This is a genomic window from Bacillus solitudinis, assembly GCF_002797395.1.
Lineage (GTDB): Bacteria > Bacillota > Bacilli > Bacillales > Bacillaceae_D > Halalkalibacter_A > Halalkalibacter_A solitudinis.
This window is the reverse complement of the sequence record NZ_KZ454943.1, coordinates 4,268,253-4,286,533: the sequence shown is the minus strand read 5'-3', so window position 1 is coordinate 4,286,533 and position 18,281 is coordinate 4,268,253. Positions and strand designations below refer to the sequence as shown.

At 35.3% G+C, this 18,281-nt stretch carries 19 protein-coding genes and 1 pseudogene; 4 read left to right on the top strand and 16 right to left on the bottom strand.

Going from position 1 to position 18,281, the window contains the following annotated elements:
- Nucleotides 1-118: 118 nt before the first annotated feature.
- The 6 genes from CEF19_RS21060 to CEF19_RS21035 all read right to left on the bottom strand — a co-directional run bounded on the left by CEF19_RS21060 (nucleotide 119) and on the right by CEF19_RS21035 (nucleotide 5,142).
- Nucleotides 119-520, bottom strand: coding sequence for a hypothetical protein (locus CEF19_RS21060; RefSeq protein WP_100407860.1), 402 nt, complete (start codon nucleotides 518-520; stop codon nucleotides 119-121).
- Between the two features lie 729 nt (nucleotides 521-1,249).
- Complete coding sequence (locus CEF19_RS21055; protein ID WP_100407859.1) at nucleotides 1,250-1,864, bottom strand: FMN-dependent NADH-azoreductase; 615 nt, start codon at nucleotides 1,862-1,864, stop codon at nucleotides 1,250-1,252.
- Nucleotides 1,865-1,914: 50 nt separating this feature from the next.
- Entirely contained in the window at nucleotides 1,915-3,294 is a 1,380-nt protein-coding gene (locus CEF19_RS21050; RefSeq protein ID WP_100407858.1) for an MFS transporter, read from the bottom strand.
- 108 nt (nucleotides 3,295-3,402) lie between these two features.
- The gene (locus tag CEF19_RS21045) at nucleotides 3,403-3,993 is read right to left on the bottom strand and encodes a TetR/AcrR family transcriptional regulator (protein WP_100407857.1); all 591 of its coding nucleotides are present in this window, start codon (nucleotides 3,991-3,993) and stop codon (nucleotides 3,403-3,405) included.
- A 247-nt stretch (nucleotides 3,994-4,240) separates the two neighbouring features.
- A complete protein-coding gene (locus tag CEF19_RS21040) occupies nucleotides 4,241-4,651 on the bottom strand; it encodes a hypothetical protein (RefSeq protein ID WP_157801043.1) in 411 nt (136 codons plus the stop codon).
- Nucleotides 4,652-4,758: 107 nt separating this feature from the next.
- The gene (locus CEF19_RS21035) at nucleotides 4,759-5,142 is read right to left on the bottom strand and encodes a YkvA family protein (protein ID WP_100408406.1); all 384 of its coding nucleotides are present in this window, start codon (nucleotides 5,140-5,142) and stop codon (nucleotides 4,759-4,761) included.
- Between the two features lie 492 nt (nucleotides 5,143-5,634).
- Here CEF19_RS21035 and CEF19_RS21030 point away from each other — a divergent pair, with 492 nt between their 5' ends.
- Entirely contained in the window at nucleotides 5,635-6,486 is an 852-nt protein-coding gene (locus CEF19_RS21030; protein ID WP_100407855.1) for a DegV family protein, read from the top strand.
- Between the two features lie 401 nt (nucleotides 6,487-6,887).
- Nucleotides 6,888-7,637, top strand: coding sequence for an HAD family hydrolase (locus tag CEF19_RS21025; protein WP_100407854.1), 750 nt, complete (start codon nucleotides 6,888-6,890; stop codon nucleotides 7,635-7,637).
- Between the two features lie 146 nt (nucleotides 7,638-7,783).
- On the opposite strand, the gene CEF19_RS21020 is transcribed toward CEF19_RS21025, so the two are convergent.
- From CEF19_RS21020 to CEF19_RS20995, 6 genes are all read right to left on the bottom strand, one after another.
- A complete protein-coding gene (locus CEF19_RS21020) occupies nucleotides 7,784-10,324 on the bottom strand; it encodes a beta-mannosidase (RefSeq protein WP_227522048.1) in 2,541 nt (846 codons plus the stop codon).
- Nucleotides 10,325-10,546: 222 nt separating this feature from the next.
- Nucleotides 10,547-11,044 (bottom strand): type 2 periplasmic-binding domain-containing protein, encoded by a 498-nt coding sequence (locus tag CEF19_RS21015; RefSeq protein WP_157801042.1) that lies wholly within the window; start codon nucleotides 11,042-11,044, stop codon nucleotides 10,547-10,549.
- Between the two features lie 97 nt (nucleotides 11,045-11,141).
- On the bottom strand, nucleotides 11,142-12,104 hold the full coding sequence (gene manA, locus CEF19_RS21010; RefSeq protein WP_198510342.1) for a mannose-6-phosphate isomerase, class I: 963 nt from the start codon (nucleotides 12,102-12,104) through the stop codon (nucleotides 11,142-11,144).
- A gap of 142 nt (nucleotides 12,105-12,246) precedes the next feature.
- Nucleotides 12,247-13,200, bottom strand: a complete 954-nt coding sequence (locus CEF19_RS21005; RefSeq protein WP_100407853.1) for an ROK family protein — start codon at nucleotides 13,198-13,200, stop codon at nucleotides 12,247-12,249.
- 278 nt (nucleotides 13,201-13,478) lie between these two features.
- Nucleotides 13,479-14,327 carry a VOC family protein gene (locus CEF19_RS21000; protein ID WP_100407852.1) on the bottom strand — a complete coding sequence of 283 codons (849 nt, stop codon included), beginning with the start codon at nucleotides 14,325-14,327 and terminating at the stop codon, nucleotides 13,479-13,481.
- 19 nt (nucleotides 14,328-14,346) lie between these two features.
- A complete protein-coding gene (locus CEF19_RS20995; RefSeq protein WP_100407851.1) occupies nucleotides 14,347-14,754 on the bottom strand; it encodes a DoxX family protein in 408 nt (135 codons plus the stop codon).
- Nucleotides 14,755-14,946: 192 nt separating this feature from the next.
- Between CEF19_RS20995 and CEF19_RS20990 the strand changes: the two genes are divergently transcribed.
- On the top strand, nucleotides 14,947-15,255 hold the full coding sequence (locus tag CEF19_RS20990) for a winged helix-turn-helix transcriptional regulator (RefSeq protein ID WP_100407850.1): 309 nt from the start codon (nucleotides 14,947-14,949) through the stop codon (nucleotides 15,253-15,255).
- Between the two features lie 431 nt (nucleotides 15,256-15,686).
- Here CEF19_RS20990 and CEF19_RS20985 read toward each other — a convergent pair whose 3' ends face one another.
- A complete protein-coding gene (locus CEF19_RS20985; RefSeq protein WP_100407849.1) occupies nucleotides 15,687-16,697 on the bottom strand; it encodes a DUF3231 family protein in 1,011 nt (336 codons plus the stop codon).
- 66 nt (nucleotides 16,698-16,763) lie between these two features.
- Here CEF19_RS20985 and CEF19_RS20980 point away from each other — a divergent pair.
- Nucleotides 16,764-17,019: pseudogene (locus tag CEF19_RS20980) on the top strand (DUF3231 family protein); the annotation flags it as partial.
- Nucleotides 17,020-17,189: 170 nt separating this feature from the next.
- On the opposite strand, the gene CEF19_RS20975 reads toward CEF19_RS20980, so the two are convergent.
- From CEF19_RS20975 to CEF19_RS20965, 3 genes are all read right to left on the bottom strand, one after another.
- The gene (locus CEF19_RS20975; RefSeq protein ID WP_100407848.1) at nucleotides 17,190-17,429 is read right to left on the bottom strand and encodes a hypothetical protein; all 240 of its coding nucleotides are present in this window, start codon (nucleotides 17,427-17,429) and stop codon (nucleotides 17,190-17,192) included.
- Nucleotides 17,430-17,507: 78 nt separating this feature from the next.
- Nucleotides 17,508-17,690 (bottom strand): hypothetical protein, encoded by a 183-nt coding sequence (locus CEF19_RS20970; RefSeq protein ID WP_100407847.1) that lies wholly within the window; start codon nucleotides 17,688-17,690, stop codon nucleotides 17,508-17,510.
- A gap of 337 nt (nucleotides 17,691-18,027) precedes the next feature.
- The gene (locus CEF19_RS20965) at nucleotides 18,028-18,246 is read right to left on the bottom strand and encodes a hypothetical protein (protein ID WP_100407846.1); all 219 of its coding nucleotides are present in this window, start codon (nucleotides 18,244-18,246) and stop codon (nucleotides 18,028-18,030) included.
- Nucleotides 18,247-18,281: the final 35 nt, after the last annotated feature.

Below are 18,281 nucleotides of genomic sequence, written 5' to 3'. Positions count from 1 at the left end.
AATGTAACAATTAATTGATTGTTTAGTAGTTTTCAACAAACTTGTAGGTTAGTAAAACAACGTTTGCTTACTTTCCAAACAGTATCATTAAGTATTTCTGTTAATTTTAGTGTTATAATTATCTTTTTTCAATTGCCATACGTACGTTCGAAATGACTCCAAGGGACAATATTAACGAACAAACCATTTTTTCAAAACTTGTTCCAAACAATTGTTGTATAAACCCAAAAGACCAAAGTACAACAAAAAACCAACAAATAACGGTTAATGCTCTTTTGTATTTATATAGTATATTTCTGCCAACAATCAGTGTAAAAACCCCTCCAACGATAGAAATAATGAGATTGATAATAGAGATTGGAAGCTGAGTAGCAAAGGATTCAGACCGTCCACCGTTAACCCACGTGAATGGAATAATACCGCTAATAATAAGAACATGGATTAAAATGGTCATCGAGTAAAAAATAATCCCCATAAATACAGCAGTTTCCATATTAATTTTTCTAAGTTTTTTTATCATAAATCGCCTCTTTTCTCCTATGTCATTTATTTAATTTGGTAATGTTCTATTCCTAGAGGTTTAGACATCTTAACCTACTATGAAGTTTTTCTTAAATTACTTGTTTTTTTTGATTAGATAACTTGATATAGTAGCGTTCATATAGGTGAGCCAATAAGTAATATACTATACCACTAGCTACAGTAAAAAAACGAAACTCCCACAGTGTAACAATACTTAATTGAAAGAAGCGGGAATTAATAATTCAAATAGTATGTGCTTTGCTAATCAAACGAGGAATGCGATGCTCTGATACCAAAAATAAAAGAATTACTAATAATGAAAGAAGAATCTTTCCCAAATGACCACACTCCCACAAATTTATACTCACTATGCTAAACTACGTACACACTTCGTTCCTGAAGTTTGGCACTCGCTAATAAAAAATAAGGTATTTAAGGGTTATTTCTGTCTCATTCTTTCTGAAAATAGCACTATCGCTCATCCACTACCAACAATCACAGTTGGTACAAATGCCATGATAACAACCTTTCCCTTTATAAATTTTACCATATTTACAAATAAGTAGTTAATTTATCATTTACCTTTATTTTAATAAAATGGTGGACAGGGTAAACCTTAATTTTCTCTATACAAAAAGACCATCCTTTCAATGGTCTTTTTGTATAGAACGTAATGTAACTCACGCTGAGGATCTGTTCAAATTTTAATGAAATGCGTTCTAATCATTCAGAAATTCTTGGCCGTTTGAACAGCTTTATATAGCCCATTATTAATAATCGCTTCTCGTTGATCTGGAAATTGATTATGTCCCTCAATAACGACTGTTGTAATGTCTGTTATACCAAATACATTCAAATGATTCTTTACAAAGCTCACAGCCATTTCTGAGGAATCTCCTTCGACATATACCCCGCCTCTTGCATTTAATAATGTCACTTTCTTATGAGGTAAAAGTCCAATTAAGCCTGCAGCTGTATATTTAAATGTTTTACGTGGGTGATGCAAATAATCAAGGTACGTGTGTAAAACGGCAGGAATAGTTAAGTTCCAAAGTGGAAACGCCATGACCACTTTATCAGCAGCTATAAACTGTTCAAGGTGCTTAGCCACAACATCATATACAGACTTTTCCTCTAATGTAAGCTCCATTCCTTGAGATGATTTGAAATTTCCATTAATCATCACATCACCTAAATAAGGTAATGATTCTTTAAATAAATCGATTTCAATCACCGTGTCATTAGGATGTGAGGCTTTGTAGCTCTCTAAAAATACATCATATAATCTCCCACTAACAGATTCTTGACGATTGTTCGCTTTTACAAATAAAGTTGTTGTCATTATAATCTCCTCCAAATATGAGTAATAGTGAAACTTAATCTAGACAAACTTCAACCTTCCAACTGAATACTTTTTCTCTTTGCTCTACCATACTGAAAATAGTAAACCAACAGAATGCCCACATGTAAAGCAGCTAGGACGAAGAAGATATTACTGTAAATGAAACCATTTTGGTTGATATTTAACGGATTCCAGTGGACCTCAGAACCAATATCCACAACCGAGCTATAAACCCCTGTAGCTATTCCTCCAGCAATAAAATTCATCATTGAAAAGAATCCCATTCCCACTCCAACTTGATCCTTTGGTAACGTTCTTGAGATTGAATTAGCCATAGCAATAAGCATAAAAGATTGACCGACATTGCCGAAAATCAGAAACAGAGCAATGAAAAATGGAGAACTTCCAGTAAAAGTTGAAAGTAAAACAAAACAAGTCAATAATGCTCCAGATGCAACAAAGAATAGATGAGAGTTCCCCTTCAAATCAGCTAATTTACCTCCCTTTTTCCCCAAAATGGCTGAAGCAACTGCGGCAGGAACCATTGCAAAACCAATCCAACTAGATGTTAGCTGATGAACCTGTGATAGAAGCAGGGGACTAAGAAAATAAAGAGAAAAACCAATTCCGTTTATTAGAAAAGCAAGCATTAAAACGAGGATATACTCCTTGTTTTCAAAGAGCTTAGGTTGAACAAACGGATCGGCAACGGTACGAATTCGAGTTATGAAGAACACCAGAGATAGTAAGCCCCCAATCACAAACCACCATGTACCATTCGTTACACCTAGAAGAAACAAACCTACCGCTACAGCTAATAAACCTCCTCCAATCCAATCAAATTTTCTATAAACCTCCCGCTTCTCATCTTTCAAATATTTACGGTAAAAAGGTAGCGTGATTAAAATTAAGAGAGGGATACAGAATAACCAACGCCAATGAGCAACACCGACAATTAATGCAGAAATTACTGGTCCAAGAGCACTGCCGATTGCCAAACCTACTGCTGCCATGCCTAAAGCTGAACCTCTTTGCTCTTGAGCGATGTAACGCACCGGAATAAGCATGGCGGTTGCTGGGATAACAGCAGCACCCATTGCCTGCAAGCACCTTCCGATAAGTGCTAACCAGAATGTTTGGGAAACTAGACCGACCAGTGAACCGATAGCAAAAAGTATCAATCCGAACGTCAGCAAGCTTTTGAGCTTGTAGCTATCTGCTAACTTACCGTAAGTCACTGTCCCAATCGCATAAATCAGAGCATATGCAGAAGAGAACCAACTTACTTGAGAGATAGAAAGATTAAACTCTTCACTAATATCAGGAAGAACGATGTTAAACATTAACCCACTCATCGCTGAAATGATAAGGGTAAACATTAGAACGATCATCAATTTCTCACCTGTTTGTTGCTGAACTTCCTTTTCCATTCCTTCCACTCCTTTCGTTCTCTTTTTAAAAACAAGATTTTCCTTATCCTTAACACAAATTACACTTCTGACTGTCTGTACTGACTGACATACTGTTTTTAAAAAATACTAGGGGGTTAAAGCCCTAGTGAATATCTGGACACTCTCTATTATAAATTCTTCTAGTGATACGGTTGGAAAGTTGGCATCGGAATCTAGATCGTTCATAAATGCACCAAAATTCATCATCATGAACGACAACGCCTGAACTTCCGGGTTCGTACGTATCAGTTTGTCTTTCTCTAACATAACCTTGAAATAATCTGTTAAGATTTCCATTAATTGTTGAGGTTGTTGCTGTGTTCTTTCTCGAAATCCTGGCATATTGCCTTCTTCTTTAATGCTGATCTGAATCATTTTCCGGTTGCGATTCATAATTTCATGGTACGTCCTGCTTATCAAAAGCAAATCTTCATGTAAATCCCACGTAAGCTTCTCGTTAAAAAGTTTTTTCATCTCTTCGATGTAATGAAAACGCTCAAAAGCAGCCTCGAGAAGATTTTGCTTGCTACCGAAGTGTCGAAACAGAGTCTTTTCACTTAAACCTGCTGTGGTAGCAATTTCCATAGTGGTTACGCCATTGTAGCCTTTCTCGGCTATTAGATTGATAGCTGCCAACAACAATTTATCATTGCTACTTTGATTTTTACTAGTGCTCATTCTTTCACCATCTTTTTTAAATATCGACTGTCAGTACTGACTGTAATTTAAAGGTTATACCATTTAATGTGAAATGTCAAAAGGAATGTTTCTTTTTACGTAAAATTGGGTTTTATGTAAACTCTTATTCCGTTAAATAACCCACTATTTAAAAGTGATATGAAACACAATAAAAAGTATTTTTCATAGTCACCTCCTAAATTCCTTACCTATCAGTCGAAATCAAGCAATCTGCCCTATTTCGAAATTATTTTTTTATCTTATGTAGACTATCAGAAATGTAGTAACCACATAAAATCCAAGCAAAATTGGATAACATATATAAATCAAATATTCCTAAGTTCACGATTTTTCTAAGTTGGTCGTCAAACAAAACAATGAGTAAAACTACTATATTTGGTAGAATTCCGAGTATAGTCATCTTAGTAAAATTAACGCTCCAACTTCCTTCTTTTTTAAATTCTTTTATTAAATGCTTACTTCTAAGAAGCATTCCAAATAAAATTAGTATAGTTATAGGAGTTACAATCGATAAAAAATGTAACATTGGTGTGGTTGGAAAAAAATAAGTATTTTTCCATCCTCTAGATGTCTCTAGAATCAATACTGAACTAAATAAAAATAAAAGCCAAAAGATAAATTTTATTAGATAACCCATCTTCTCACCCTTCCCTATAAATAAGAATACCGGAAGCTCTAATTGCTGCATACTTTTATCAAAGATGTGCCCCCGTTAAACGACAATCTTTGAGCAAGCCGGACCCTTTAATTAAGTAACTGATAAACCTTTATGATAATCCATAAGATAATTAAGATCCAGACCAGAAGTATTATTGAACCAACTATCCAATTTTTCGGCTTACCATTTCTCATTTTCTCTTTAGCTTTAACTTCACAGTCAGATAATACATCCTTGGGTATCATCTTTAAAGAAAACATAATTCCTAATGGTACAATAATAACATCGTCTAAATAGCCAAGTATTGGTATAAAATCAGGTATTAAATCAACTGGACTAAACGCATATGCTACAACAAAGCCTGTAAATAATTTAACATACCAAGGTACTCTTTTATCTTTGTAAGCAAAGTAAAGAACGAATATTTGTCGTTTTAAATTCTGAGCCCAAGCCTTTATCTTCTCCATCATTTCTCCCCATAACATTTTAATAAATAATCTCTACTATAACATTTTTCTACGATGTTAGTGGCACAAGTAAAGGGTGTGATGCCTGTTAAGACATGTACCCTTTACTTGAATACGTTGATTTATTGAACTGAACTACAGTGACCTGCGATAACGTTTAATCCATCTTTATCCCTCCGCCAAACACATATGTAGTACATTTCATCTTCAATCGGTTTCTACAATCATCTTGCTGACAATTGTCTCATCATAGCGATGTTAAATTTGGTCGAGGGATTTGAATCTTCTTGTTGGTGAGTCACAGCCTTTAATGAAATAAAGTTCTCTTTTAACGGTTAATACTACCGCCAAGTCCTACATTAGTGGCCGATGATTTTTATATACTTCTATTTCAAGTACCTATAAAATACCCTCAATGAAAAGGGAGAACAGTAACATAAGTAGAATATAGTAGAAGGACGTAAAATCAAGGATTGTCTAAGAAAGGGGTATACTTTGGGAAAAATTATTTTATCTACAGAAAGTGGAGCAGATTTACCAAGAGATTTAGCTGAAAAACATGATGTTCAAGTAGTCCCCATGCATATCATTATGGATGGAAAGGATTATTTAGATGGTTCATTACCGGTAAAGGATATATATAACTACTATGAACGTACAAAACAAATACCATCTACAACGGCCACAAATATTCATGAATATCACCAATTTTTCAAGAAGATAAAAACAGACTTTCCTGATTGCACCATTATTCATATCGGTTATACCTCAAGAGCTTCTTCTTCTTTCCAAAATGCAATGAATGCAGTAGAAGACTTTGATAATGTGATTCTAATTGACGCTTTAAATGTAACAGGTGGATTAGCTGCTATTGTAATGTATGCTGTTACCTTATTAGAAAATGAACCTACCATTGAACCTGCACACTTAGTAGAAAAAATAGAATCTAAAGTTCCCAAATCAAGGCTGGCTTTTGTTCCCGGTAACTTAGAATTCTTAAGAGCAGGTGGACGTGTAAGTAATGCCGCTTATATCGGAGCGTCTTTGTTAAAAATAAAGCCACGCATTGATTTAGTTGAAGGAAAGCTTGTTTCAACGAAAAAATATCGTGGAAAAGTGAGTTCAGTTACAGAAAAACTACTACGTGATTATTTAAAACAATATAACATTGATCGAGAACAACTTTATTTAATATACTCACTAGGCCTTGACGAAAGGATCCAGCAACGCCTGTATGAAATTGCAAAAGAAACTGGCTTCAAACATGTAAGATGGATACAAGCTGGCGCAATGATTTCAACTCATGCAGGTTCTGGAGGCTTCGGGATAGCAGGATTAGAAGTATAAGGTTTTTTAACCGTTAGTACCCCAATTATAAAGGAAATTGCCATGCATCCTATTAACTTTCTCTTACTCTTCATCACCTTTGCCCCATACCTTAATTTGAATAAGTGTAACCTCAAGTTAATTTCAGCATTAATTTCCTTTTGATTGGGTACAGTACAAAAAAAGCATTCCTACTTATTGTAGAAATGCACTCACTAGTCAATCATACAGAGTACCCATCAGCGCTGTAGCAAAGAGAACTCTGGAATCCTATCTCAACTCTTTTAATTTTCAGACAAACACAATTTTAACTCAATTGTAAATAACTAACCAATACGAATAGGGACTTTACTTCAAGTAATATTATTTTAGACATGGTGGGACACTAGTTAGAGCTTAAACTACTTAGAAAGGAGTAAAAAATGCAAAAACAAACCATTTTATTTAACCTTGACGATACATTATCATACTGTAATAGATATTTTAACCAAGTTATAGGTGAGTTCGCTGATCAAATGACCAAATGGTTTGACTCCATATCCAAGGAAGAAATAAAACAAAAACAACTTCAAATTGATGTTACAGCAATTAGTCAGCACGGTTTAAAGTCGGAACGGTTTCCCGAGTCATTTGTTGGAACTTATAATTACTTCTGTGACTTAAAAGGGAAGGAAAAGAAAAAAGACGAAATCCAATATTTAAGAGAGTTGGGGTTTAAGGTATTTGAAATTCCCGTTGAACCAATTCCATATATGAGTGACACACTACACCGTTTAAAAGAAGAGGGACATGAATTATATTTACATACAGGGGGAGATGAGGCTAATCAAAGCAGGAAAATTACCCAATTAGAACTCGCTACATTTTTTGAACATCGTGTTTTTATTTCAGAACATAAAGATACAACAGCTCTATCTGATATTTTAAAAACAATTGATTCCGATCCTAAAGTAACATGGATGGTTGGAAATTCATTAAGAACTGATATTGTCCCAGCACTTGAAATGAATATTCATGCGATATATATTCCAGCTGAAACGGAATGGCAATATAATGTGGTTGACGTTAACGTTGAGCACAGTAGTTCTTTCTTGACACTTAATTCCCTTCAAGAAGTTCCTGATGTAATTCATACGCGTATCCAAGAGCATGCAATGTCAACTTATAGATAGTACTTCAATAGTTTCGTGAAAAATGAAAGCTAATGCTATTCTCTTGCATACAGTGTACCATTCCTAGAATAGACGCCTCCCACTTACAGCCTAAGCATAAGTGGGAGGTGTCTATCCTCTTACTATTTTCATTTAAAATGACATAATCACTTCACAAAATCAAACATTGAGCGCACTTCAATGTTTGAAGGCAACTTAGAAACAAAGTGATTCTCTCCACCAAATTCACGTGATAAGAAACTTATTTTCTTTGGAACTCCTGGTATTAAATCAAAATAGTTATCTGTAAAGATGCCTTCCGAATCCGTCATTACCCAAACGTTTTTTGCAAATACATCTGTCTCAAAAGTTAATTCTGTTTGTCCATTGATAGTTGATTCTTTAACTGTAATCTCAGCTAACGAAAGTTTAATTTCCTTTAATGAAACAAAGTAATGCTCTTTCCAATCAATTACTTCTCCACGTTCCTTCAATGTCACAGAAAGGATTAGTCGGCTAGGATCATGATTAACGATAAGCTCTTTTGTAGACAATGTCATGACAGATTGACTCGAGTTCGCTTGTACCTCGACATCTTGTTCTATTGATAATAACTGGTTTCCATTAAAATCAAATAATTGTATTTGAACGGTTCCCTCTACTGCTTCAAGTAAGTCTGTGATGACGTAGATATCTGTTGAATCATTAGTGGAAGTTATCGATAATGCCTTGTCCTGATAACTCTTTTTCGTGTAATACTGAAGTGCTTTCCATCTACCGTAATAATCCATACTAGACCAAGAAGCAACAGGCCAGCAATCATTCATCTGCCAATAAAGTGTCCCCATACAATAAGGCTTATTTCTTCGATGTGCTTCAATCGCTACCTTAATTCCTTCAGCTTGAAGAATGTGACTCAGATATAAAAACGATGGGAAATCCTTCGCTTCTTTTAAGTACATTTCCATGTAACTTTTTATTAATTGATTTCCTTGTCCATTTTTTTGATGCCAGAGCATTACTTCCGACTCAAGTTCCATTTCATCTTCTTTTGCAAACGATTTTACCGTTTTAAGTTCTGGGAATGACTGGAACCCGTATTCACTCATAAAGCGACCAACATGATTTGTATATTCCTCGAACGGCTTTAATCCATGCCAGACATCCCAATAGTGTATGTCACCGGTGGTTGAATCCGAATTAGAATGTTGATGTTTATCTCCAGTAATTTCAGTCATAGGAGAAGATGGCCAGTACTCAGCGCCAGGTGCATATTTTGTAACCTCTTCCGGAAGAATACGATGAAATATATTTTCATAGTCGCCCCAAATCTTCTCGCGAATTTCTGGTTCGTAGTGTTTCTTCCATCCCCAGCCAGCATCTTCATCATAATGAGCCCATGCCGCGTCAATTTCATTGTTTCCACACCATAATACGATACTAGGGTGATTTCTTAGTCGCTTAATATTCTCTTCAGCTTCTATTCTAACATTTTCAAGAAATAACTCATCACCAGGGTACATACTGCAAGCAAACATTAAGTCTTGCCATACAAGAATTCCGTATTCATCACATAGATTATAAAACTCGTCATATTCATAAATGCCGCCACCCCAGATACGAAGCATATTCATATTGGATTCGGCTGCGCTTGCAATTTCGTGTCTATATCTTTCGTATGTCACTTCTGTTTGAAAACTATCATTCGGTATATGATTAGCTCCCTTAATAAACACCGGAACGCCATTTAATTCAAAGAAAAAGGTCTTCCCTTTATCGTCTTTCTCTTTGACAATCCTTACTGACCTAAGCCCTGTTTTAACTGTTTTTGTAGCATACTCTTTACCATTTTTATTTATTGTAGCCGTACATTCATAAATATGCTGGTCTCCTAGGCCTCGGCACCACCACAGTTTTGGATTAGGGATTGTTACATCAATCTCTACTATATTTAACCCTTGATTAAGTTCAACTTCTTTAGTTAATACCTTTTCGCCAATTGTTACCATAACCTTTTCCTTACAAGCTTTTTCCGCTTCGACTTCCAAAACAGCAGTAACTTCTGCTAACGTAGACGTGACATTATTTTGACGAATAAAAAATGATTCAATTTTATGATCGAACCATCCTTCTAACTTCACTTGCTTCCAAATTCCACTTGTAACAAACCTCGGTCCCCAATCCCAACCATAATGGTAGGGAGCTTTTCGTGCAAAAATACTTACTTTCTTGTCACCAAGTCCTCCATCTTCAGAATGGTCATTTGTTGCAGGAAGATCGTATCCTAATTTCTCAAGTTTCGGTAAATCTTCATTTATCGGTGAGCGAAACAAAACATTTAATTTGTTATTTTCTCGTTTTAGAAGTTCACGAACACTTTTTTTCCAGGTTCTAAACATATTATTAGCAGATAGAATCAATTGATCGTTTAAATAGACATCTGCATATGTATCGAGTCCTTCAAAAACAAGATTTATTTGGGAAGAGAATAATAGCTCTTCAGCTACATGAAATGTTGTCTCATACTCCCAATCCTTTTTATCAATCCACTGGACGTCTCGTTCATTTGTCCCAATAAAAGGATTGTTAATCTTTTTATTTGCTAACAAATCTGTATGCACACAGCCGGGAACTTTAGCCACCATCCACTCATTTTCATCTTTTGCTTTGAATTTCCATTCCGTTAAATATATCTGGTTTGGTAACAACTCTACTCTCCCCTTCTATAATTCACTTTTTGCATTATACTTTTCTAAAAAGTATTTTTGTTATATTTGTTATTCTTTTGTTATTAAATAATATAACATAATTAGTATTTTGTAAATTATATTAAGAATACTAAAAAAAGATTCACTTAATAAAGTGAATCAAAGGTGTTTGTCTAAGAGCTGAAAGGAGTATTTGCATACTCCTCCGTTTTAATTCGAAATTTATTCTGCTACTCGAGCTCTTCCAGCTGCCCATTTTTCGTTTAAGTCGTCCATAATATCATCGAAGCTTACTGAAAGGTTTCCAATTCCCGCTTCAATAATCATCTGTTTGAATCCTGGTTGCCATAGACCAACTTCACTCTCGTTATCAATTTCGTCTAACCAGCCTTCTTCCCCTTCTCTATGAGTCGCATCAGAAATAAACTCTACGCCTAGCTCTTCAAATGCTCTTAAGGTTTCTGGATAGTCCTCTCCTACAACTGGAGAAATTCCTCCTTGGTCAATCGCATAGTTTGATTCATTGATAAACCAATCCAACCACGCTCTTGCTGCTTCTTTGCTCTCTGAATTCACATTAATTCCGATGTTGAAATCTGCACCTACTACCGAGTAAACTATGCCATCTTCTTGTGTATACCGGATAGGCATGTACCCCATTGATAGTGGGTCAGCCGCTAATTCTTGTATTTGTGTAATTGCCCACGACCCTAGTACCATTGTTGCTACTTCCCCATTTCCCAATCCTTTAATTCTGTGCGTGAGATTTTGAATATCTATATATCCCAATTATTAACGAATTAAATCCTCTCCAATACTATCTAGATGTGTGAGAATAGATAAAGGTAGAATTTCCTTTCATTTCAAAAGAACAAACCGTTGCTGGAATAATAAAATGATCTCCTTTCTTGATTTCATACGAGACCGAGTTTACAAGAATTTCCCCTTCACCATCAAGAATGCTGAACAGCAAATACTTTCCAGTTGTTTCTATTTTTGCTTTTCCATCTAATAAACCGTGAAACACCGTAAAGTATCTTTCTAAAACTAGCCTCGTTTGGAGTAAATCACCAACTTGAGTCACCATTCTCTCTTGACTCACATCATGATGAGGAATCATTGTTACATTAATTGATTGATAAAGGTGTAGATCTCTTTTTGCTCCTTTATCATCTGTACGTTCATAATCATACACTCGATAGGTCGTATCTGAACTCTGCTGTGTTTCTAAAATTACCGAACCTTTTCCGATAGCGTGAATCGTCCCACTCGGAACGTAATAAAAATCTCCCGGTTTAATTTTCACCTTTTTTAATAACTGTTCCCATTGTCCGGTTTCAATCATTGAAACGAATTCTTCTTTCGTCTTTGCATAATGACCAACAATAAGTTCAGAATCAGGTTCACAATCTACAACAAACCAACATTCCGTTTTACCTAATTCGCCATCTTCATATTTTTTCGCATACTCATCATCTGGATGAACCTGAACAGATAAATCCTGACTCGCATCAAGAATTTTTACCAGAAGCGGAAATTGCTCCCCTTGCTCATTTGCAAAAAGTTCACGATGACTTTCCCATACTTCAATTAATGACTTTCCTTTTAAGGAGCCATTTTTGACATATGACGGGCCATGCGGATGAGCTGACATTCCCCAACACTCTCCGGTCGTCTTTGTTGGAAGAGGGTAATGAAATTGGTCTCTAAGCTTTTCCCCACCCCAGATACGGTCTTTAAAAACAGGTTCCAAAAAAAGCGGTTCCATGTAATGTGTCATTTTTTCCACCTTCCTATCCGATTCGTTACTGATGAATTAATCTGAAAGCATTCGCAACTTTTTAGCTGCCTTTTCGTATGTCAGTCAATAACCTAACTGATTTCACTGTTCCTCCATTTTTCCAAGTTTTCTATATTTCTTATCACTTTAGTTTGTGATATTTTACAAGTGATGCAGCCCCGATTAATCCAACATCATCGCCTAAAAAAGCTGGGAGAAAGTCCACTTGATCACCCATTGGCTTCATTGCTTGTTTCTTTGCAAATTCAACAGCAGGCTTTATCAAATAATCACCAACTTTACTAACCCCACCTCCAAAAATAATCACTTGAGGATTGTAAAGATGTATAATATTTACAAGTACGACACCTAAATATCGCTTTGTTTCCTCTACCACTTCCAAAGCTAACGGGTGGTCCTTTTGTGCTGCTGAAAAAATTTCTCTCGTATTCCATTCATGTTCTCGTAAAACAGAATTCGGTGTTTCCTCACTGAACTTAGTCTTCATACGTCTTTCTATCCCTGTTCCTGAAACGTACACTTCAACGCAACCATTATTTCCACATCCACATAGAGGTCCATTAGGGTTAATAATCATATGACCGACTTCCGCCGCACTCCCATTATTTCCTAATTGGAGTTGGCCATTATCGATAACTCCACTACCAACACCCGTGCTTATTGTTAAGTAGACAATATTACGCTTACCTTTTCCATTTCCGAAATAATATTCACCTAGAACAGCCGCATTGGCATCATTATTTAAATAAACAGGCATCGAAAATTCATCCTCAAGAATCTGCCGCAAAGGGATATTTATCCAGCCCTTTAAATTTGGTGGAGATTTAACAATGCCATCAAAAACATCTAGAGGACCTGGACAGCCTATGCCGATTCCAAGAATACTCTCTTTTCCATGTTGCTGAACTACTGAGTGAGAGACCTCATAAATAAGTTCTTTTAATCTTTCAATCACTGCAGTGGGACCTTCTTCCGCTAAAGTAAGCGTCGTTTTTTTTTCAATGAGTTCCCCTTTTTCCGTAAAAAGCCCTACCCTTATTTGAGTTCCACCTAAATCGACACCTAGTATATACATTTCTCCACCCCTTCATCTATAAAAAGAGAACAGACCATACTCCTAAGAGATGCTCTGATTCCTTATAGCTATTCTACTTTGATCATCATTATAAAACCAACCATCGCGTCTGCTCCTACATTTGTCCAAATTTCTCAATAGCACTCAACAAAAAAAAGACCGCCCTATGGACGATCATCGTGGTTAAATCTTGTAACCTTTAACAAAATTATTTATTCTTGCCTTTCTGTTTCCTGATATTTAAGCAACTACCAAATATACTGAATACCCATCACCTATTAAACACGCAAGTAAATGCGATTACCAGAAGGATCTGAAGTAACGAAATTCCCATTTTCTTCATCGAGAGGTGCGCCTATATTCTTCAACTGTTCAATAATTTTATTTCTCTTTTCCTCATTTGGTAGCATTAGATTAAATGATTCAAGTCCAACACTATTAGGAAATGGATTAGGTGCACCTACGCCATTCCAAGTGTTTAAGCCAATATGGTGATGGTATTTACCATCCGAAATAAAAAGTGCCTGATTACCAAATCGGGTGACAACTTCAAATTCAAGTCCCTTGATATAAAATTCTGCCGTCTTTTTTAATTCGGAAACATGTAAATGGATATGTCCCATAACAGTGCCAGCAGGTAGCTCTGTCCACGATTGCTGTTTCTTGCCAGATAGGAGGTCTGGAAAGTTCAACGGATCAACCGCCATTTTAACTTCACCATTTTCCCAATTCCATTCGGTAGGGTCACGATCTGCGTAAATTTCAATTCCATTTCCATCTGGGTCTGATAAATATAGAGCTTCACTCACAAGATGGTCTGATGAACCGAACTGTACACCACTGTCTACAAAATGTTGTACTATATTAGCTAAATCAGAACGTGTTGGTAGAAGAAGTGCAAAGTGATATAATCCAGTAGTTCTTCCTTGCTTAGGAACAACGTTATGTGGTTGTTCAATTGATAATATAACTGTCTTTCCATCTACAGTAAGATTTGCGGATTTTTCAAATTGTTCCAATACCTGAAAGCCAATCACTTCTTGGTAATATGCTAACGAGCGTTCTAAACTTTGTACCTTTAAGTTTACTTGACCGACGAATGTAATAGGTTCACGATGAAAGTTCATTTTGTTACCTCCTTGTTAATTAAGCTTTCTCCGTACGAAACAGAACGTTATCTAAAGCGAAAAATGAATGTTTGGTTGTGGCTAGATATATTGAAATTGCCATTAAAGCTAAGTCGAGTTCATAGCCTGCCATTTGTCCATTTCCAAGAAATCCGGCAGCGAGTTTAACTTTAACAATCGCAACAGCCAAAATAATAACAAATAGAATTGAAATAATCCTGGTTCCCACTCCTAAAACCATAGCAATCCCACCAATTAATTCTATAAGAGCTACCAGATAGGCGCTAAAGCCTGGAAGACCTAAACTTTCAAAAAATCCGACAGTATTCTCAATACCACCTTGAAATTTTGCTAACCCATGTATTAAGAATGTTGTACCTAAAAATAATCTTAACATTGTTGTAGCTACTTCATCTTTTCTTAACATTTACTTCGCACTCCTTCGTTATCATTTTATTCTTAACTAACAAACAAACCACTTTCAAAACACAATTCATTAGCTAGTTACTTAATGTAAGTAAGTATAGTATTACAATTAAGTGAAGTCAAGTAAGTTTTTTATAAAAAATATTTAATTATTTGTAAATATGTTTATAATATTAGTAAGGAGTTGATTTAATTGGATAAGTCGATTTGTCCTAGATTCGAAAAAGCCATGGGGATACTAAGTCAAAGATGGTCTGGAATAATTATTTATCAGTTATTATTAGGACCGCAACGTTTTTGTACTATTGAATCTTCAGTTGGTGTAAGTGGTAGAGTACTTTCAGAGAGGTTAAAGGATTTGGAGAACGCGGGGATTGTTAAACGAGAAGTTTACCCAGAAACTCCCGTTCGTATTGAATATTCGTTAACAGAAAAAGGTTTTGCCTTGGAACCACTTATGAGAGATATTGAAAAATGGTCCCAAACATGGTTAGAAGCTTAATAGTAACCTCTTTCGAATTTAAGAATTTATATATAAAAAGATACAACGGGGTAAAATATTAGCCTTTGTATCCTTTTTTTTTGTAAATGAGGTTGATTACAGCCACAAGAATGTACCATCTCTGCCATGTTTTTTACCAGCAGTTGCCACGAAATTTACCACTTGTTGTCAACGTATTACCAATAGAAAAACATCAAGGATTTTAAAAGTAAAAAAGCCTAATCCTCTATTTTCACCGAGGAATAAGGCTTATGTTCTTCAGCAATCGTGCCCGATTCGTAGAATATCATCTTCTATTGAATAATATATTTGTACTGTGCAGCAAATGACTTTGTTTTGTTAGTTGTTCTTCTTAAACGTAAGCACCCATTAGTTTAATTTTTTCAAAAAACACGTGTGGTGAAAATTTCCACCACACGTGTTAAGACTTTTTATTTATTAATTAGTTGCTTCCGTTCTTCCATCTGAGGGGGCTCTTCCATCCACCCATTATTAATCATTATTTTTGCACCTTTATGGGCATATTCAAAGGTATCTTTCATAAAAATAGCCATTTTTGCTGGTAAATCATTTCGTAAACTAAAAGCAGTTCCTAATGAGTTGCTCCCCATAGCAAAACTACAAAAAAGACTTGTGCAATACATCATCAATTTATCAGAAAATGGAGCCACCGTTGAACGAGTTGGATTGCCACCCGATGATTCAGGGGTTTGTATACCGCTTTGTAGTAAGGATTCGGTTAATTCCTTTATAATACCTTTAGCAAGTTCTACTCCTTCATTAAAGAATTTGCCGACTTCTTCTTTATTTGCACATTGAGCAAAACCTGTAATCAGCTGCATCCCAGTGAGATTTGATTCAATAGAATGGTGAAGATGAGCAACCTCTACCGCATTTAATGTCCGCTTTTCACTAAATGGATTAATGGCGAGTCCACCTAAATAGGTTATATTTTTTACAAACTCAACCGATTTTGGCATTGAAACATAAGGAGGGCGAGCAAGCATGCCTTTTTCAAGCAAATATTGTGTACAAAGCTTATAATACTTCTGAGTAACGGCAGTAAGGTCTTCAAAAATTGTTACAATATCTTCTCGATATGCCATTGTTATATTTAGTGAATGCAATGCCATACTAATTTCTTTTAGTAGACGAACAAACATTATGTCGAAACCGTTATCATATAACTTCGGCACCCCTATGTTGACATCTTGATCGGTATACCCGACTGGTATAACAGCACCGTCATTTTGTAAAATTCCCATTATTTTACCAACATATAGGTCAACTTCTCCATGTAAATTAGTCAAAATTCCCTTGGCTTTATCATCATCGGCTCTCTCAATAAAATACTCTAACATTCGTAAAATCATTGTTTTCTGTTGATATGTAAGCCATAACGCACCTAGTTCAGATGAAGTAATTGCTGGTTTCTCAGGCATATAGCGTTCCTCCCTAAAGTTATTCTCACTTTAGTTTGACCTCATTATGTATAGTTATTCTGTACAAGATTATTTTCCGACATATTCTGTCTACATTATTTACATATTATGACCTTTCATGGTTTATTAGGACATACGACCTCACTTAGTGTCTCTGTGAGAAAAGATTTAAGAGATTTTTTATGATTCGTGTGATGATGACGGAAAGAAAATGTATCATCAAACAGTTGAACTCCTGTTAGAAAAGGGACATTTCCAAAGAGACCCTTATTTCTACCCTGAAGAAAATTCGCAGCTTGTTTCTGGGCAACAATTTTTAGATGTTTTATCACGGTTATTATTAACATGAGTTTCTCTTTCCTTATGCAACAATCCTGTCTCTACAGTTTAACATTAATTTCCTTTTTATTAGCACAGAAAAGATGCATTACCGTTGTTGTGGTAATGCACCCGTTAGTTCAGTATCATTCCTTTAATAAAACAGTTGTTTAGCTATCCATTATCTTTAGTTGTTACAACAATAATATCTGTTGAACCAACCTTCCATTCGTCATCCCAATCACTATAATGTGAATGACATAACTCTACTTCTCCAATTCCTTTTCTATGTTGTTCTTTTACTTCTTGTAGAAACTCGATTATTTTATCTAATTCTTTTATATCAGATTGAATAGAAACCTCTTGTAATTCCATTAAATTCTCACTATCTTTTTGATAACCAAATACTTTCAAACCATTCTCCTACTTTCCATACTTTTTTCAAGTATCAACTTGTTCTTCACCTCTTGCCACCCGTTTGTTGAAGAAGCATTACTCTTTCTTATCTTGAAATGCTTTGATTTCATCTAATTTATTATCAATTTTGTTTAATTTCTCATTGGTATTATTAAAATAATGAGCAATTCTTGATATTCCGTAAATCACTAATACGAATAGAATAAGACTAAAAATCGCACTTAAAGCATCCATAACTTCACAAATCCCTTCTTCCATTTAATATTTCATCAAATATCGATTACTTCTTATACTCTTCTGCACCGATAGATGAGTAACACCTAATACTTTATTTTATCTTAGCATTAATTTCCTTTTATTTAGGAGAAAAAAGAAAAAACGTTCCTGCTTTTATTACAGAAACGCACCCGTTAGCCATCCATGCAGCGCAAAAACGGCGCTGCACCACAGAGAATGAAAATGGTTGAAAACCGTCAATACTGATTCTAAGGCTGGGAGAGGAAGTAGGATTTTCCTTATTGAAGTAACCTGCTTCTTTACTTTAATAAAAAAGGCGATTACCTTGTTAAGCAATCGCCACCCTTTAGTTAAAAAATTATTTTTTCTTATTTTCCTTTATCCATAACACGACTATCCAAGAAATCACTAGAGAAATTGCAAGCAAAAAGATATTACGATTGTCATTAAGACCTCTTTCCCAAAACCCACTATATCCGAAAAGACTCGCTGTACCTATTACAATAAATAAAATGACAAAACCAATAATCACTTTAAAAAACCAATCTTTAAAAAAGTCCAGAATACGCATCCTCATTTTTAGGTTACTCCTTGTAAGATATTAAACCTATG

Coding starts and splice junctions, on each gene's coding strand:
- CEF19_RS21060 (WP_100407860.1), bottom strand. CDS start 520: ATGATAAAAAAACTTAGAAAAATTAATATGGAAACTGCTGTATTTATG.
- CEF19_RS21055 (WP_100407859.1), bottom strand. CDS start 1,864: ATGACAACAACTTTATTTGTAAAAGCGAACAATCGTCAAGAATCTGTT.
- CEF19_RS21050 (WP_100407858.1), bottom strand. CDS start 3,294: ATGGAAAAGGAAGTTCAGCAACAAACAGGTGAGAAATTGATGATCGTT.
- CEF19_RS21045 (WP_100407857.1), bottom strand. CDS start 3,993: ATGAGCACTAGTAAAAATCAAAGTAGCAATGATAAATTGTTGTTGGCA.
- CEF19_RS21040 (WP_157801043.1), bottom strand. CDS start 4,651: ATGGGTTATCTAATAAAATTTATCTTTTGGCTTTTATTTTTATTTAGT.
- CEF19_RS21035 (WP_100408406.1), bottom strand. CDS start 5,142: ATGATGGAGAAGATAAAGGCTTGGGCTCAGAATTTAAAACGACAAATA.
- CEF19_RS21025 (WP_100407854.1), top strand. CDS start 6,888: ATGCAAAAACAAACCATTTTATTTAACCTTGACGATACATTATCATAC.
- CEF19_RS21015 (WP_157801042.1), bottom strand. CDS start 11,044: ATGGTACTAGGGTCGTGGGCAATTACACAAATACAAGAATTAGCGGCT.
- manA (WP_198510342.1), bottom strand. CDS start 12,104: ATGACACATTACATGGAACCGCTTTTTTTGGAACCTGTTTTTAAAGAC.
- CEF19_RS21005 (WP_100407853.1), bottom strand. CDS start 13,200: ATGTATATACTAGGTGTCGATTTAGGTGGAACTCAAATAAGGGTAGGG.
- CEF19_RS21000 (WP_100407852.1), bottom strand. CDS start 14,327: ATGAACTTTCATCGTGAACCTATTACATTCGTCGGTCAAGTAAACTTA.
- CEF19_RS20995 (WP_100407851.1), bottom strand. CDS start 14,754: ATGTTAAGAAAAGATGAAGTAGCTACAACAATGTTAAGATTATTTTTA.
- CEF19_RS20985 (WP_100407849.1), bottom strand. CDS start 16,697: ATGCCTGAGAAACCAGCAATTACTTCATCTGAACTAGGTGCGTTATGG.
- CEF19_RS20970 (WP_100407847.1), bottom strand. CDS start 17,690: ATGGAAGAAGGGATTTGTGAAGTTATGGATGCTTTAAGTGCGATTTTT.
- CEF19_RS20965 (WP_100407846.1), bottom strand. CDS start 18,246: ATGAGGATGCGTATTCTGGACTTTTTTAAAGATTGGTTTTTTAAAGTG.